Below are 14520 nucleotides of genomic sequence, written 5' to 3' on the forward strand. Positions count from 1 at the left end.
GTGTGGGACCGACCCCCAGAAGAACGGTGCGGGCCGGGCAGGCCCGCCGTGGACTCTTCCAGGGTAGAGGGCCCGCCGCGGTTCGGGCTCTGAGCGGGGATGCCACAATTGCCCGCATGGCTTACGACGATCTCCGCTCGCTGCTCCGGGCCCTCGAGCGGGAGGGCGACCTCAAGCGCATCAAGGCCGAAGTGGACCCGTACCTAGAGGTCGGGGAGATCGTCGACAGAGTGAACAAGGCGGGCGGGCCCGCGCTGCTCTTCGAGAACGTCAAGGGCTCGGCGATGCCGCTGGCCATGAACGTCTTCGGCACCGACCGGCGGCTGCTGAAGGCCCTCGGGCTGAAGTCGTACGCCGAGATCAGCGAGAAGATCGGCGGCCTGCTCAAGCCGGAGCTGCCCCAGGGCTTCATCGGTGTCCGCGAGGCCTTCGGCAAGCTCGGCTCGATGGTGCACGTGCCGCCGAAGAAGGTGAAGGGCGATTCCGCGCCCGTCCAGGAGGTCGTCCTCACCGGCGACGACGTGGACCTGGACCAGCTGCCGGCCCTCTTCACCTGGCCCAAGGACGGCGGGTCCTTCTTCAACCTCGGCCTGACGCACACCAAGCACCCGGAGACGGGCGTGCGCAACCTCGGCCTGTACCGCCTCCAGCGCCACGACAAGCGCACCATCGGCATGCACTGGCAGATCCACAAGGACAGCCGCAACCACTACGCGGTGGCCGCGGCGCGCGGTGAGCGGCTGCCGGTCGCGATCGCCTTCGGCTGCCCGCCGGCCGTGACGTACGCGTCGACCGCGCCGCTGCCGGGCGACATCGACGAGTACCTCTTCGCCGGGTTCGTGGCGGGCAAGCGGATCGAGATGGTGGACTGCAAGACGGTCCCGCTCCAGGTCCCGGCCAACGCCGAGGTGGTCATCGAGGGCTGGCTGGAGCCGGGGGAGACGCTCCCCGAGGGCCCCTTCGGCGACCACACCGGCTTCTACACCCCGCAGGAGCCGTTCCCCGCGCTGACCATCGACTGCGTGACGATGCGCAAGCGTCCGCTGATCCAGTCGATCGTCGTCGGCCGGCCGCCGACGGAGGACGGTCCGCTGGGGCGTGCGACGGAGCGTTTCTTCCTCCCGCTCCTCAAGATCATCGTCCCGGACATCGTGGACTACCACCTTCCCGAGTCGGGCGGCTTCCACAACTGCGCGATCGTCTCGATCGACAAGAAGTACCCGAAGCACGCACAGAAGGTCATGCACGCCATCTGGGGCGCGCACATGATGTCGCTGACCAAGCTGATCATCGTGGTGGACAAGGACTGCGACGTCCACGACCTCCACGAGGTGTCCTGGCGGGCGCTCGGCAATACGGACTACGCCCGCGACCTCACCGTCGTGGAGGGCCCGGTGGACCACCTGGACCACGCCTCCTACCAGCAGTTCTGGGGCGGCAAGGCGGGCATCGACGCCACGAAGAAGCTGCCGACGGAGGGTTACACCCGCGACGGCGGCTGGCCTGACATGGTCGAGTCCGACCCCGCGACCGCGGCCCTGGTCGACAGCCGCTGGAAGGAGTACGGCCTGTGAGCGACATCGAGACGGGTGGCCCCGCCCTCTTCATCGGCACGGACACGGTCTACGTGGCCCTGGTGCGCCCGGAACTCGACCCGGCCGACCCCGGCGTCCGCGAGGCCGCCGCGGAGGCGGGTGTCAGCCCCGAGGAGTTCGCGGGGCCCGGCAACGTGTGGGCGCTGATGCTCGACGAGGACGGCGAGGGCGACGGCTTCGAGCTGCCCGGCGCGCGGGACATCGAGGCGGACGACTTCGCGGAACAGCTCCAGCGCGCCCTGGCGACGGGCGAGCCGTTCACCGCGGAGGCCGGGAACTTCCTGCGCCTGGAGGCCCGCCCGTCCGGCGCCGCCTGCGCGGTCACCGCGCACGTCACCCCGCCCGAGGGTCACGACGCCGGCCCCTGGACCCTGGAACTCGGCGCGCTCCCCACGGTGGAGCTGCTGGCCGACCTCGAAGACTTCCGGAGAACCCTCGTATGACATCCGCAGCCGAAGGGGTCCTCGGATCCGGGCCCGCGCCGCAGGCCAGTGGGAAGGTCAAGGCCTTCCTGCGGCTCGTGATGATCGAGCACTCGGTCTTCGCGCTGCCCTTCGCGTACATCGCCGCGCTGACCGCCATGTTCACGCTCGACGAGCGGATGCACTGGGGCAAGCTGCTGCTCGTCACCGTCTGCATGGTGGGGCTGCGGACCTTCGCGATGGCCGCCAACCGGATCATCGACCGGGAGATCGACGCGCGGAACCCGCGGACCGCCGGGCGCGAGCTGGTGACGGGCGCCGTCTCGGTCCGCTCCGCCTGGACCGGGGCCGGGATCGCCTTGGCCGTCTTCCTCGGGTCGGCGGCGCTGCTGAACCCGCTCTGCCTGATGCTGGCGCCGGTCGCCGTCGTACCGATGGTGGTGTACCCGTACGGGAAGAGGTTCACGAACTTCCCCCACGCCATCCTCGGCATCGCTCAGGCGATGGGCCCGGTCGGGGCCTGGATCGCGATCACCGGCGAGTGGTCCTGGGACGCGGTGATCCTCGGCCTCGCGGTGGGCGTGTGGATCGGCGGCTTCGACCTGATCTTCGCCTGCCAGGACGTGGCCGCGGACCGCGCGGAGGGCGTCAAGTCCGTCCCGGCCCGCTACGGCATCCCGGCCGCCCTGTGGGGCGCGCGCGGCGCGCACGTCGTGACCACGGGCCTGCTGGCCTGGTACGCGGTGGCGACGGACGCGGGCTGGCTGTTCTGGCTCGGCCTGCTGATCGTCGTGGCCGCCTTCGTCTACGAGCACACCATCGTCACCCCGCACGACCTGTCCCGCCTGAACCGCGCCTTCTTCACGGTGAACGGCTTCATCGGCATGGCCCTGTTCGTGTGCGCGCTGCTCGACCTGGTGGTGCGGGGGCTGTCGCTGTAACTCGATCGTGCGTGCCCTGCCGGAACCGGCGGTTCGTGCCCTGCCCCGGTGGCTAGCGTGCGGCATACCATCGAGTGCATGGACAGGGAGGCCGACGTGACCGTCTCGGAGACCGAGCGCCTGCACTCACAGCTCAGCCGGTTCGAGGACATGTTCCCCGGTTACCGGATGGAGATTGTCGAGGGCGCCATCGTGATGAGTCCGCTGAAGCCGCACCACGCCAGGACCATCCGGTTGCTGTGGAACACGCTGGAAGACCAGATTCCGCCGGAGTGGGGGTTCATCAGCGACGTAGCCGTTCCCTTCGACGGCGACAACGAGTTCTGCCCCGACCTCGCCGTCATCCCCGCCGTGGAGGCGGACAAGAACCTCAGCGCCTACCCGCCTGACCTCGTGGAACTCGCCATCGAGGTCGTCTCCCCGAGCAGCGTGCGCAACGACTACGAGGTCAAGGACCGGGCCTACGCCCGGCGCGGCATCCCGCATTACCTGATCTTCGACCCGTACAAGGCGCAGTGCACGACGCTGTGGAATCCGGGGCCCGACGGCTACCGGGGCCGGGACGTGATCCCGTACGGGGAGACGGTCACCGTGGAGACCGGCATCGGGAAGGTCTCCGTGGATACGGCCGAGCTCCCCGTGGACCCCGGCACCGCCGCCTAAGGGCCCGCCCCTCGGAAGTGAATCCACGGCGGACGCGGCCGGGGTGGCGGGCGTGGCGTCGGGATGTGTGCGGGTTGCCGGGTGATGATGGCGCGGTGCGACTTGATCACGTGTCCTATGCGGTGGCCCGCGACAGCTTCGTCTCGACCGTCCAGTGGATCGGGTCGGCCCTGGGCGCCGGGTTCGTCGACGGGGGCGTTCACCCGCGATTCGGCACCCGCAATTTCATTCTCCCGCTGAGCGGCGGCACCTATGTCGAGGTCGTCACCACGCTCGACCATCCCGCCGCCGACCGCGCACCCTTCGGCCAGGCGGTCGCGCGCCGCGCCGCCGAGGGCGGCGGCTGGCTCGGTTGGGTGGTCTCCGTCGACGACATCGCCCCGGTCGAGGCCCGCCTCGGCCGCACCTCGGCCGAGGGCCACCGTGTCCGCCCCGACGGATTCGACCTGAGGTGGAAGCAGATCGGTCTGCTGGAGCTGATGGAGGACCCGCAACTGCCCTACTTCCTTCAGTGGGCGGTCCCCCTCGAGGAGCGCCCGAGCGCCGACCCGCGCACCTCCACCACCATCCACGGGGTCTCGATCGCCGGCGACGCCGCCTCCATCGCCGAATTCCTCGGCGAACCGGCCGACCACCCCCTCGAGCAGATCGACGTCACCTGGGTCGAGGACGAGGAACCGGGTCTGGTCTCGGTCGAGTTCGCCACCGCCCGCGGCCCCGTCACGATCTGACCGGGGCCCGACCGTCCTACGGGAGCAGCCGGCCGGGGTTTCCCGGCTAGAGCGCCGCCACCTCCGGCCGCGGCCGGGCAACCGTGGCGACCGCCGCGCCGGCCAGGAGGCCGAAGAGGTGGGCCTGCCAGCTGACCACCGAGTCCGTGGGGAGGGCTCCGGCCAGGAAGGTCGTGCCCCAGACGGCGGCGATGACGACGGCGACCGCGACGCCCAGCGGGCTGCGTTCCACGAAGCCGCGGATCAGCAGGTAGCCGAAGAGGCCGAAGATCAGGCCCGAGGCGCCCGCCGTGATGCTGTGGGGCGGGGAGATCAGCCAGACGGCGAAGCCGTCGGCCAGGACGATGGCCGCGCAGACGGCCAGGAAGCGGCCGATGCCGCTCAGCGCGGTGACGAAGCCGAGGACCAGCAGCGGGACGCTGTTGGAGGCGACGTGGTCGAAGCCGAAGTGCAGGAAGGGCGCCAGGGGTATCCCGCTCAGGCCGTCGGCGTCCCGCGCGGTGATCCCGTAGGAGTCGAGCGCGTGGCCCGTGGCGTGGTCGACGGCCTCGATCAGCCACAGCAGCGCCACCCAGCCCAGCATCAGCTTCGCGGCGGCCACGGCCCGGCCCGTCCGGGTCCAGGCGAAGGAGCCCGTACCGCCCGGGTGTGTACTGCTTCCGCTCATGACGACCCCTCCGCCGTGTCCACCCCTTGAACGTGCGGACACCTTAACCAGTGCCCGTCGGCGGTGGCCGGATAGTCTCGGAGGTATGACTGAGGGCAAGCGCACCCCGTGGGTGGTCGGGGTTTCCGGGGCGTCCGGGACGCCGTACGCGGCCGCGGTGATCCGTGGGCTGCTGGCGGCGGGCGAGGGCGTGGACCTGGTGGTGAGCCGGGCGTCCAGGCTGACCCTGCTGGACGAGACGGGGATCGCCTTCCGCGACGCGCACTGGCGGGACGACCTGGGCGAATGGCTGGAGCGGGGCGCCGACGGCAAGCCCGCGACGTATCCGCGCCCGGAACTGGACGGCGTGCGCTACTGGCCCGCGGGCGACCTGGCGGCCGGGCCGAGCAGCGGCTCGTACCCGGTCAAGGGGATGCTGATCGTGCCGGCGTCCACGGCCTGTGTGGCCGGGGTGGCGCTCGGGCTGTCGAAGGACCTGCTCCAGCGGGTCGCGAGCGTGACGCTCAAGGAGCGGCGCCGGCTGGTGGTGACGGTGCGGGAGACCCCGCTGAGCGGGCAGACGCTGAAGCATCTGGTGAGCCTGGACGAGGCGGGCGCAGTGGTGCTGCCCGCCTCTCCGGCGTTCTACGCGGGTGCGACGCACATCCAGGATCTGGTGGACTTCGTCGCGGGGCGGGTGCTCGACGCGGCAGGGGTGCCGCACGGGCTGTACCGCCGGTGGGAGGGGGAGCTCGGTGGCTCCCGCCCCCGGGAGGCAAGCGGTGGCGCTTAGGCCTTCTTGGCGCGTCCCGGCTTACGGGTCTTGTCGACGCGGTGTGCGGCGGCGGGCTGGTCGGTGCGGGATCGGTTGGCCAGCTCTTGGAGCTGTCGCATGTGCGCGTAGGCCATCTCGATCGTGTACACGGTGAACCACTCCTGAAAATCGTCAGATCATCTTTGATCTGTTGAAAGATTCACAGGGTGTCGACCCTGTGCGCCTTTGATTCTATACGTAAACTTGAGGGAATGCCGAATAATGGAAGGTTCCAGGTACATGGACGCGGTGGACAAGCAGCTCATCCAGGCACTTCGTGAGAACGGACGCGCCTCGTACGCCGAGCTGGGCCGGCTCGTGGGCCTCTCCGGCCCCAGCGTCACCGACCGGATCAACCGGCTGGAGACGGCCGGAGTCATCACCGGGTACCGCGCGACCGTGGACGCGGCCTCGCTCGGCCTCGGCGTCACGGCGCTGATCGGCATCTCGCTGTCCGACGCCGCGGACCACGAGGACGTGGCCCGCCGGCTGCGCGACCTCTCGGAGATCGAGGACTGCTGGTTCATCGCCGGCGACGACTCGTACATGCTCAAGGTCCGCGCCGGCGACGTGGACGGGCTGGAGCGGATCATCCGCAAGCTCTCCAGCACCAAGGGCGTCTCGCGCACCCGTACGACGATCGTGCTCTCCACCAAGTGGGAGAACCGGGTCGGGGGCCTGCCGGAGGAAGCCTGAGGGCGCTGAGAGTACGGTTGGGGCGCGGTTGTGAATGACGACAGATGGAGAGGACCGGCATGGACGCTGGGCTCAAGCGTGAGCTGGAGGACAAGGTTCGCTCCGGCGAGCGGCTGACCCGTGAGGACGGCATCGCCCTCTACGAGTCGGACGACCTGGCCTGGCTCGGCGGCCTCGCCCACGAGGTGCGCACGCGCAAGAACGGCGACGTCGTCCACTTCAACGTCAACCGCCACCTCAACATGACCAACGTGTGCACGGCCTCGTGCGCGTACTGCTCGTTCCAGCGCAAGCCGGGCGAGAAGGACGCGTACACGATGCGCATCGAGGAAGCCGTTCGCCTGGCCAAGAGCATGGAGAACGAGAGCCTCACCGAGCTGCACATCGTCAACGGCCTGCACCCCAGCCTGCCGTGGCGGTACTACCCGCGCTCGCTCTCCGCACTGAAGGAGGCACTGCCGAACGTCTCGCTGAAGGCGTTCACGGCGACGGAGATCCACCACTTCGAGACGATCTCCGGCATGTCGGCCTCCGACATCCTGGACGAGCTGATCGAGGCCGGTCTGGAGTCCCTCACCGGCGGCGGTGCGGAGATCTTCGACTGGGAGGTCCGCCAGCACATCGTCGACCACCGCACCCACTGGGAAGACTGGTCGCGCATCCACCGCCTCGCGCACTCCAAGGGCCTCAAGACCCCGGCGACGATGCTCTACGGGCACATCGAGGAGCCGCGCCACCGCGTGGACCACGTGCTCCGGCTGCGCGAACTGCAGGACGAGACCGGCGGTTTCCAGGTCTTCATCCCGCTGCGCTACCAGCACGACTTCGTGGACATGAAGGACGGCAAGGTACGCAACAAGCTCCAGGCGCGCACGACGATGGCGACGGGCGCCGAGGCGCTGAAGACCTTCGCGGTCTCCCGCCTGCTCTTCGACAACGTCCCGCACGTGAAGGTCTTCTGGGTGATGCACGGCGTGCAGACGGCGCAGCTCGCCCTCCAGCACGGCGCGGACGACATGGACGGCTCGGTCGTCGAGTACAAGATCACGCACGACGCGGACAACTACGGCACCCCGAACAAGCTGGGTCGCGAGGACCTGCTGGAACTGATCCGCGAGGCGGGCTTCCGCCCGGTCGAGCGCAACACGCGCTACGAGATCATCCGCGAGTACCCCGGCCCGGACGCGGAACTCCGCGAGACGCCGCAGGCGATGCGGGTCTGACGTCCGGCTCGTCGGTCTGGCGTCCGGCTCATCGGCCTGACGCCGGGCTCGCCGGTCTGATGCCTTGGGCCCCGGTCCTCCCCCTCGGGGGCGGCCGGGGCCTTTTGCGTACTCCGGTCAGTAATAGCTAATCTAGCCCTATGGTCCTTACCTTCACCTTCGATCCGGTCGTCGGCCCCGCCCTGGCCGAAGACTTCGCCGCGCTCTGGACCGAGGTGTCCAATGCCGGCGGGGCGGTGGGCTTCGTGCCGCCCGTCACCGTCGAGGACATCCGCCCCGAGGTGGACAAGCACCTCGCCGCGGCCTGCGAGGGCCGCAGCCGCCTGCTCGTCGGACGCGACGCCACCGGGCGGGTGCGCGCCACCGCCGTCATCGCCCCCAACCAGCACCGGCTGCAGAAGCACTGGGTCTGGGTCTACACCGTCATGGTCGACCCCGCCCTCCAGGGTCACGGCGCCGGCCGCGCACTGATGGAGGCCGTCGCGGACGCCGCCCGCACGATGGAGGGCATCGAGGCGATCCGCCTCGGCTGCCGGGGCGGGCTGGGCCTGGAGCACTTCTACGCCGCCTGCGGCTACAAGGAGGTCGGCCGGGTCCCCGGCGCCATCCGGGTGGCCCCGGGCGACGACCGTGACGACATCACGCTGCTGCTGCCGCTGCACTAGAGCCGAGGGATCGCGTACGTCGGGACGATCTTGGTTGCTATACGCTGCGCGTGATCTGTTCGAACAGTCCGGCGTATCCGGGCCACCGGATCCGCTTTGCCCGGGGGGGCATTCCCATGACTTCGTATTCCCGCGCGCTGCTAGGCATCGCGCTCACTCCCGTACTCGCCCTGGCGGCCGCGGCGCCGGTCGCCGCCCAGACCGCCACCGCGACGGCGGCCGACACCGCCCCGGCCGCCGCCGCGGCGCGTACGCCGGGCCCGTGGGGCGCCGGCGCCCTGCACGCCGCGAACCCCAACCCCGGCTCCGCCTCGGGCGGGCTGAACGCCCTGGTGGCGGCGGGGAACGGCGCCCTCGTCTCCCTCACCGGCGACGGGCTCTCCCGTTCCACCCGGATCCGGCCCGCGGGCAGCACCGGCTGGCTCGCCCCGCGGGCCTGGCCGGACGCCGGAGGGTCCAACACCGAGCTGGTCTCGCTCGGCGACGGCTCGGTGCGCCTGGCCTGGCGGGCCAAGCGGGCCGACGACCACGACAACTACTGGCTGAAGGTGGCCACCCTCGCGCCCGGCGCGACCGCCTTCTCCGAGCCCGAGTTCGTCGCCGCGGTCCCCGAGAAGGGCTACCACCACCTGGCGGCGGCCCCCGACGGCCGGCTGGTCGCGGTGTGGTCGGTCTTCGGCGTCGTGAAGGCCGCCGAGAAGGCCGGCCCGCAGGGCGTGTGGACCGCTCCGGCCGCCCTCAACGAGCAGCCGCCGTCCGGCAGCCGGGAGATCTACGCCATGGACCTGGCGGTCGCCAAGGACGGCACCGCCCTGCTGGTGTGGCAGTGGCAGGCGAGCAAGGCCGTCGTCGCCCTGGAGAAGGCCCCCGGCGCGGCCGCCTGGACCACCGTCAAGGACTTCCCGGTCCCGGGCGGGACCCTGGCGCGCCCGAAGGTGTTCGCCGAACCGCAGGGCGGCTTCGACCTGTTCTACAACAGCAACGATGACCTCCTGCACACGCGCCGGACCGCCGGCGCCACGCAGTGGAGCGCCCCGTCGACCGCCGCCAGGTCCGGCAGCACGTCCGGGATGGCGGAGCCCGTCCACCTGCCGGGCGGCGACCTCTTCGTCGCCGGCTCCAACTCGGCCCCCTGGTACGGGGTGCGCTCGGCCGCCACCGGGAAATGGCAGCAGAACCTCCAGTTCTTCTCCCTGCACGAGAAGGTGCGCGGGGTCGCCGCGGCCGGGACCTCGGGCGGCACGGTCACGGTGACCTGGCGGGAGGGGTACTCGTACGAGGAGTACACGATGGCCGCCGTCTTCAAGAACGGCATCTGGTCCGCCCCGCGGCGGCTGAGCACGGCGGGCGCCCGGTTCACCGGGCCGCCCCAGGTGGCCGCCGACGCGCTCGGCCGGCCCGTCGCGCTGTGGGACGAGTACAAGCGGTCCGAGACGAACAGCGCCGTCCTGAACGGTGCCTACGAGGCCACCACCACCAGCCGCGCGCTGCCCAAGTGGCGTGACCACACGGACGACGGCAAGGCCGACCTGTTCGGCCTGGGCGGCACCGGGCTGAAGGTGTACGCGGGCGACGCGACGAAGCTGACCGCGGGGCCGCGCGCGATCACCTGGGCGTCGGTGGACACGCAGGTGCTGCCGTTCGGCGACCTCGACGGCGACGGCTGCAACGACGTGTTCGTCCGCTTCCCGAAGGGCGAGGCCCGGGTCTACCCGACGATCTGCGGCGGGCTGCCCAACCTGCAGTCGCTCCACGTCACGGTCTCCTCGGACTGGAGCGCGTACGACCAGGTCCTCTCGCCCGGCGACGTGACGGGCGACGGCCGCGCCGACCTGCTGACCCGGTCCGCCTCGACCGGGAAGCTGTACGTGTACGCGAACAACGGCGCGGGCGGCTTCAAGGCCCGCACGCTCGCCGGCTCCGGCTTCGGCGGGTACAAGAAGCTGATCGCCGCCGGGGACCTCGACGGCGACGGCAAGACCGACCTGCTGGCCCTCGACGCGTCGAACGAGCTGTGGCGGTTCAACGGGACCGGCGCCGGCACCTTCGTGCCCCGGTCCCTGGTCTTCAAGGACTGGGGCACCACCTACAAGGACGTGGTCGGCGGGCTCGACCTGTCCGGGGACGGCCGGGCCGACCTGATCTCGCTCGACAAGGACGGCCGCGCCTGGCTGAACCGGGGCAACGGCCGGGGCGGCTTCGACAACCGGTCGCAGGTCGGCAAGGCCACGAACTGGTCGGGCATCCGCATCTCCTAGCGGCGCGGGTCCGGGGGGCCGACTTCACGTCCGTCGAAGCCCCCCGGCGCCCTTGTCCGTGGCACGGGCGTGCTTCACTGGACGGGCACGTACCGCCATAGGACGACGAGAGAGAAGGGGTCACCGTGTCCCTCAAGCCGAGCGCGACGATCCGTTACACCGCGATGCGCCTGGGGATCTTCGTCGGGTGCCTCGTCCTCGTCGCCGGTCTGGTCCGGCTGGGCTGGGTGCCCTCCGGTCTCGGTGACGCCAACCCCGCCTGGGTCGTGCTGCTCGCCCTCGTGCTCTCCGCTCCGCTCTCCTTCATCCTGCTGCGCAAGCAGCGCGACGAGATGTCCGCGGTCATCGCCGGACGCGTCGCGGGCGCGAAGGACAAGCTCGCGGCGAACCGCAGCCAGGAGGACGACGCGGTCGACGAGGCCGCGCGCGCCAGTTAGCTTCATCACACACCGAAATGCCTCGGCCCGGGTTCGTCACCCGTGACGCCGGGGCTTTCGGCGTTTTCCGGGGGGTTTGCAGGGGTTTTCCGCCTGCGGTGGGCCGGTTGACCCAAAGGGAGGCTTTGAGATTCCCAAAGGTGAAGTGTTAGCGTGTTCAACATGTTGACGACAGCCGCGCACCAGATGACCCCGAGCGTTCCGCTCGTGGCGCGCCTGCACGTCGACCTCTGCCGCCGCGCGTCCGCGGCCTGTTGCTGTTGTCGCTGAGTCCCGCGACCAGCCCTGGCACAGCAGCGGTCCCGCCCGCCCGGCTCTTGGCTTTTCCGGGTGCTGCCGCACCGCACCACCACCCCACCGCAGAAACCGCAGAACCACCCGGAGAGTGTCCGTGTCCGCGTCACCGCAGACCCCTGCCGCCGAGGCCCCCGCCCCGGCGAAGAAGTCCTCCTCGTTCAAGTTCCCCTTCTGGGCCCAGATCGTCACCGGCCTCGTGCTCGGCGTACTGCTCGGCTGGGTCTCCCGCAGTCAGGAGATCAGCTGGCTCGGTACGACCCTGGAGCAGATAGGCGACATATTCGTCCAGCTCCTGAAGCTGGCCGTCGCCCCGCTCGTCTTCTTCGCCATCCTGGTGTCGATCACCAACCTCCGGAAGGTGAACAACGCCGCGCGGCTCGCCTCGCGCACGCTGCTCTGGTTCATGATCACGTCGCTGATCGCGGTGGCCATCGGCCTCGCCATCGGCCTGCTCACCAACCCGGGCTCCGGCACCGGCCTCACCCCGCAGGACGGCAAGCTGCCGAAGCGCGAAGGGTCCTGGCTGGACTTCCTGACCGGCATCGTGCCGACCGACATCATCACGCCGTTCACCGAGCTGAACGTCCTGCAGATCGTCTTCCTCGCCGCCGTCGCCGGCATCGCCGCCCTCCAGCTCGGCACCAAGGCCCAGCCGGTCCTGAACCTCGCCGAGTCCGTGCTGGAGCTGCTCCAGAAGGCCCTGTGGTGGGTCATCCGCCTCGCCCCGATCGGCACCGTCGGTCTGATCGGCACCGCGATCGCCACGTACGGCTGGGACCTGCTCGGCAAGTACGCCACCTTCACGGTGGACGTGTACGTCGGCTCCGCGCTCGTGATGTTCGGCGTCTACCCGCTGCTCCTGTGGACCGTCGCCAAGGTCAACCCGATCCAGTTCTTCAAGGGCGCCTGGCCCGCCATCCAGCTGGCCTTCGTCTCCCGCTCCTCGGTCGGCACCATGCCGGTCACCCAGAAGGTCACCGAGCGCCTCGGCGTCCCGAAGGAGTACGCCTCCTTCGCCGTCCCGTTCGGCGCGACCACGAAGATGGACGGCTGCGCCGCGATCTACCCGGCGCTCGCCGCGATCTTCATCGCCGAGATCTTCGGCGTACAGCTCGGCATCACCGACTACCTGCTGATCGCCTTCGTCTCGGTCATCGGCTCCGCCGCGACGGCCGGCCTGACGGGCGCCACGGTCATGCTGACCCTGACCCTCTCCACGCTGGGCCTCCCGCTGGAGGGAGTGGGCCTGCTGATGGCGATCGACCCGATCCTGGACATGATGCGCACCGCCACCAACGTGGCCGGCCAGGCGCTGGTCCCGGTCATCGTCGCGGCCCGCGAGGGCATCCTGGACAAGGTGGCCTACGCCACCGCCTCCTCGTCCCTCCTGGACGAGCCGGCCCAGGCCCCGGCCGAGGTCCCGGCCCAGTCCGACTCCTCGGACGCCGACCCGGCGAAGGCCCTCGTCACCGCCTGAGCCCCGCCGCCGCCCAACCGCCGCAGCCCTCGCCCCCGTCCGGGCGGGGGCTGCGGCCATGTCAGGCCGCCCGTACCGCCATCAGCAGTCCGCTCGCCCAGGCCAGGCGCACGCACCGGAAGTCCTCGCGCGCGTCCAGCTCGGCCAGGAGGCGTTCGACGGCGGCCTCGTGGTCCTGTGGCCGGCCGGGCTGGGGGAGGAGGTCGTCGATCAGGTAGGTCCCGCCGGGAGCCACCAGTTCCAGGGCCCGGTCGAGGTGCGTGAACTTGCCCGGCCAGGTGTCCGCGAAGACCAGGTCGAAGGGCGCCCCGTCGAAGTCCTCCAGCCACCCTCCGCCGTCCCCGGCCACGAAGGTCACCCGCGGGTCGGCGCCCAGCTGTTCCCGGGCGATGGCCTGGACGGTGGCGTCGAGCTCGACGGTGGTCAGGCGGGAGGCCCGGTCCATACCGCTGAGCAGCCAGGCGGCGCCCTCGCCCGCACCGGTGCCGAGTTCCAGGATCCGGCCCCCGGGCCGGCCGGCGGCGAGCGCCGCCAGGAGGCTGCCCGTACGGTCCTCGCAGGACAGGGTGAAGCCCGCGGCGGCCGCCTTGGCGCGCAACGCGGGCAGGTCGGAAGGGAGTTGGTGCGGAGTGTCGTCCATGCGGAGATCATCCGAGGGCCGCGATCCCCGGGCAAGGCGATTCCCGGTGCGTTGTCAGTGGGCGCGGGAAGAATGGGCCGCATGACCGCAGCCGCAGCAGCTTCCCCCGCACCGGCCACCGCAGCCGAATACAGCTGGATACGGGCCTCGCCCTCGCTGTTCGCGTACGCGCTGGAGGGCGGGTACACCCTGACGCTGGTGCGGGGCCTCTCGCCCGTGGAGGTGCTGGAGGTGGTGGAGGCCGAGCCGCAGGACGTGTGCGAGGGGTTCCAGGGCCTCGTCTTCGAGCACACGGAGCTCCTCGACGCCTACGGGTACTCGCCCGACTCCTTCCTCGCGGGCGCCTTCACCGTGCCGGGCGAGGGAGGCGACTGGACCCTGGTGCTGGAGTTCGGCGGAGACGTGGGGACGCGGCCGCGGTTCATGGAGGCCTTGTCCGCCGGGTCGCGCGCCGTCTCGCACACGAGCAATGGGGGGAAGCCCATGGACTTCTTCCACTGGTACGAGGACGGCGAGTTGAGGACGACCTTCGAATACCCGGCGGACCGCACCGGCAGCACCCCCGACGCGCTGAACGCGGTGATGAGCGAGCTCGGCCTGAACCCGACGGGCGACCCGGAGCCCGATGTCGACGAGAAGGCGGCGGTGTTCGCGCTCGCCGAGCGGCTCACGGGCGTCCGGGTGACCGAGGAACTGCTGCGGGACGCCGAGTACGTCACCGGAGAGGTGCGGGAGGAACTGCCGCCGCACCTGCTCTGACGGCGCGGGTCAGCCGCTGGGCTGGGTGGCGAAGAGTTCGAGGTGCCCGCACCGGGGGCAGCGGGCGGCCTCGACGCGGTAGCGCTTCTTGCCCTTGCGGCTGAAGGCGCCCGTGGGCATCGCGCCCTCCACCCACCGGGTGAACCCGCTGGGGCTGGTGATGTCGTCCAGGAGGCCCTTCTCGAGGCCGGTGGCGGAGCACTGGGTACACGTGACTATGTCCATGCGCGGAGTCTAGGAACGAAGCCGCGGAAGG

General features: G+C 70.7%; 18 protein-coding genes. 14 read left to right on the forward strand and 4 right to left on the reverse strand.

The annotated features are described in order from the left end of the window. Positions 1-116 precede the first annotated feature (116 nt). The 5 genes from OG247_RS25120 (at position 117) to OG247_RS25140 (ending at position 4352) form a co-directional block, all read left to right on the forward strand. Entirely contained in the window at positions 117-1574 is a 1458-nt protein-coding gene (locus OG247_RS25120; protein WP_243340066.1) for a menaquinone biosynthesis decarboxylase, read from the forward strand. Continuing rightward, on the forward strand, positions 1571-2038 hold the full coding sequence (locus OG247_RS25125) for a hypothetical protein (protein WP_327254370.1): 468 nt from the start codon (positions 1571-1573) through the stop codon (positions 2036-2038). The genes OG247_RS25120 and OG247_RS25125 overlap by 4 nt, the downstream gene beginning before the upstream one ends. Beyond that, a complete protein-coding gene (mqnP, locus tag OG247_RS25130; RefSeq protein ID WP_327254371.1) occupies positions 2035-2958 on the forward strand; it encodes a menaquinone biosynthesis prenyltransferase MqnP in 924 nt (307 codons plus the stop codon). Before OG247_RS25125 ends, mqnP begins: the two co-directional genes overlap by 4 nt. 78 nt (positions 2959-3036) lie before the next feature. Continuing rightward, the gene (locus OG247_RS25135; protein WP_327254372.1) at positions 3037-3621 is read left to right on the forward strand and encodes a Uma2 family endonuclease; all 585 of its coding nucleotides are present in this window, start codon (positions 3037-3039) and stop codon (positions 3619-3621) included. Between the two features lie 95 nt (positions 3622-3716). Beyond that, the gene (locus OG247_RS25140) at positions 3717-4352 is read left to right on the forward strand and encodes a VOC family protein (protein ID WP_327254373.1); all 636 of its coding nucleotides are present in this window, start codon (positions 3717-3719) and stop codon (positions 4350-4352) included. A gap of 46 nt (positions 4353-4398) precedes the next feature. Here the strand turns inward: OG247_RS25140 and OG247_RS25145 are convergent, their stop codons facing one another. Continuing rightward, positions 4399-5019: a rhomboid family intramembrane serine protease gene (locus tag OG247_RS25145; protein WP_327254374.1), complete on the reverse strand. Its 621-nt coding sequence runs from the start codon at positions 5017-5019 to the stop codon at positions 4399-4401. Between the two features lie 85 nt (positions 5020-5104). On the opposite strand from OG247_RS25145, the gene OG247_RS25150 reads away from it, so the two are divergent. Beyond that, positions 5105-5791: a UbiX family flavin prenyltransferase gene (locus OG247_RS25150; protein WP_327254375.1), complete on the forward strand. Its 687-nt coding sequence runs from the start codon at positions 5105-5107 to the stop codon at positions 5789-5791. Here the strand turns inward: OG247_RS25150 and OG247_RS25155 are convergent. Further along, positions 5788-5922 carry a hypothetical protein gene (locus OG247_RS25155; protein ID WP_327254376.1) on the reverse strand — a complete coding sequence of 45 codons (135 nt, stop codon included), beginning with the start codon at positions 5920-5922 and terminating at the stop codon, positions 5788-5790. The two genes, OG247_RS25150 and OG247_RS25155, sit on opposite strands and share 4 nt — an antisense overlap. Before the next feature lie 130 nt (positions 5923-6052). Here OG247_RS25155 and OG247_RS25160 point away from each other — a divergent pair, with 130 nt between their 5' ends. From OG247_RS25160 to OG247_RS25190, 7 genes are all read left to right on the forward strand, one after another. Further along, the gene (locus tag OG247_RS25160; RefSeq protein WP_243340137.1) at positions 6053-6508 is read left to right on the forward strand and encodes an Lrp/AsnC family transcriptional regulator; all 456 of its coding nucleotides are present in this window, start codon (positions 6053-6055) and stop codon (positions 6506-6508) included. 59 nt (positions 6509-6567) lie between these two features. Continuing rightward, the gene (gene mqnE, locus OG247_RS25165; RefSeq protein WP_327254377.1) at positions 6568-7731 is read left to right on the forward strand and encodes an aminofutalosine synthase MqnE; all 1164 of its coding nucleotides are present in this window, start codon (positions 6568-6570) and stop codon (positions 7729-7731) included. A gap of 140 nt (positions 7732-7871) precedes the next feature. Continuing rightward, positions 7872-8396, forward strand: coding sequence for a GNAT family N-acetyltransferase (locus OG247_RS25170; protein WP_327254378.1), 525 nt, complete (start codon positions 7872-7874; stop codon positions 8394-8396). A 116-nt stretch (positions 8397-8512) separates the two neighbouring features. Beyond that, a complete protein-coding gene (locus OG247_RS25175) occupies positions 8513-10654 on the forward strand; it encodes an FG-GAP repeat domain-containing protein (protein ID WP_327254379.1) in 2142 nt (713 codons plus the stop codon). A gap of 125 nt (positions 10655-10779) precedes the next feature. Further along, positions 10780-11091, forward strand: coding sequence for a DUF4229 domain-containing protein (locus tag OG247_RS25180; RefSeq protein ID WP_327254380.1), 312 nt, complete (start codon positions 10780-10782; stop codon positions 11089-11091). A 162-nt stretch (positions 11092-11253) separates the two neighbouring features. After that, the gene (locus OG247_RS25185; protein ID WP_323182336.1) at positions 11254-11361 is read left to right on the forward strand and encodes a putative leader peptide; all 108 of its coding nucleotides are present in this window, start codon (positions 11254-11256) and stop codon (positions 11359-11361) included. Positions 11362-11482: 121 nt separating this feature from the next. Continuing rightward, positions 11483-12865 (forward strand): dicarboxylate/amino acid:cation symporter, encoded by a 1383-nt coding sequence (locus tag OG247_RS25190; protein WP_327254381.1) that lies wholly within the window; start codon positions 11483-11485, stop codon positions 12863-12865. Positions 12866-12926: 61 nt separating this feature from the next. On the opposite strand, the gene OG247_RS25195 is transcribed toward OG247_RS25190, so the two are convergent. Next, entirely contained in the window at positions 12927-13505 is a 579-nt protein-coding gene (locus OG247_RS25195) for an O-methyltransferase (RefSeq protein ID WP_327254382.1), read from the reverse strand. An 81-nt stretch (positions 13506-13586) separates the two neighbouring features. On the opposite strand from OG247_RS25195, the gene OG247_RS25200 reads away from it, so the two are divergent. Continuing rightward, positions 13587-14264 (forward strand): DUF6461 domain-containing protein, encoded by a 678-nt coding sequence (locus tag OG247_RS25200; RefSeq protein WP_327254383.1) that lies wholly within the window; start codon positions 13587-13589, stop codon positions 14262-14264. Between the two features lie 9 nt (positions 14265-14273). On the opposite strand, the gene OG247_RS25205 is transcribed toward OG247_RS25200, so the two are convergent. Further along, positions 14274-14489, reverse strand: coding sequence for a hypothetical protein (locus tag OG247_RS25205; protein ID WP_327254384.1), 216 nt, complete (start codon positions 14487-14489; stop codon positions 14274-14276). Between the last annotated feature and the right edge of the window lie 31 nt (positions 14490-14520).

This window comes from Streptomyces sp. NBC_01244, from assembly GCF_035987325.1.
Classification (GTDB): domain Bacteria; phylum Actinomycetota; class Actinomycetes; order Streptomycetales; family Streptomycetaceae; genus Streptomyces.

Bases quoted from the DNA above. Each gene is read 5' to 3' on its own strand.
- OG247_RS25120 (WP_243340066.1), top strand. From the start codon at position 117: ATGGCTTACGACGATCTCCGCTCGCTGCTCCGGGCCCTCGAGCGGGAG.
- OG247_RS25175 (WP_327254379.1), top strand. From the start codon at position 8,513: ATGACTTCGTATTCCCGCGCGCTGCTAGGCATCGCGCTCACTCCCGTA.
- OG247_RS25150 (WP_327254375.1), top strand. From the start codon at position 5,105: ATGACTGAGGGCAAGCGCACCCCGTGGGTGGTCGGGGTTTCCGGGGCG.
- OG247_RS25200 (WP_327254383.1), top strand. From the start codon at position 13,587: ATGACCGCAGCCGCAGCAGCTTCCCCCGCACCGGCCACCGCAGCCGAA.
- mqnP (WP_327254371.1), top strand. From the start codon at position 2,035: ATGACATCCGCAGCCGAAGGGGTCCTCGGATCCGGGCCCGCGCCGCAG.
- OG247_RS25205 (WP_327254384.1), bottom strand. From the start codon at position 14,489: ATGGACATAGTCACGTGTACCCAGTGCTCCGCCACCGGCCTCGAGAAG.
- OG247_RS25145 (WP_327254374.1), bottom strand. From the start codon at position 5,019: ATGAGCGGAAGCAGTACACACCCGGGCGGTACGGGCTCCTTCGCCTGG.
- mqnE (WP_327254377.1), top strand. From the start codon at position 6,568: ATGGACGCTGGGCTCAAGCGTGAGCTGGAGGACAAGGTTCGCTCCGGC.
- OG247_RS25195 (WP_327254382.1), bottom strand. From the start codon at position 13,505: ATGGACGACACTCCGCACCAACTCCCTTCCGACCTGCCCGCGTTGCGC.
- OG247_RS25160 (WP_243340137.1), top strand. From the start codon at position 6,053: ATGGACGCGGTGGACAAGCAGCTCATCCAGGCACTTCGTGAGAACGGA.
- OG247_RS25185 (WP_323182336.1), top strand. From the start codon at position 11,254: ATGTTGACGACAGCCGCGCACCAGATGACCCCGAGCGTTCCGCTCGTG.
- OG247_RS25170 (WP_327254378.1), top strand. From the start codon at position 7,872: ATGGTCCTTACCTTCACCTTCGATCCGGTCGTCGGCCCCGCCCTGGCC.
- OG247_RS25135 (WP_327254372.1), top strand. From the start codon at position 3,037: ATGGACAGGGAGGCCGACGTGACCGTCTCGGAGACCGAGCGCCTGCAC.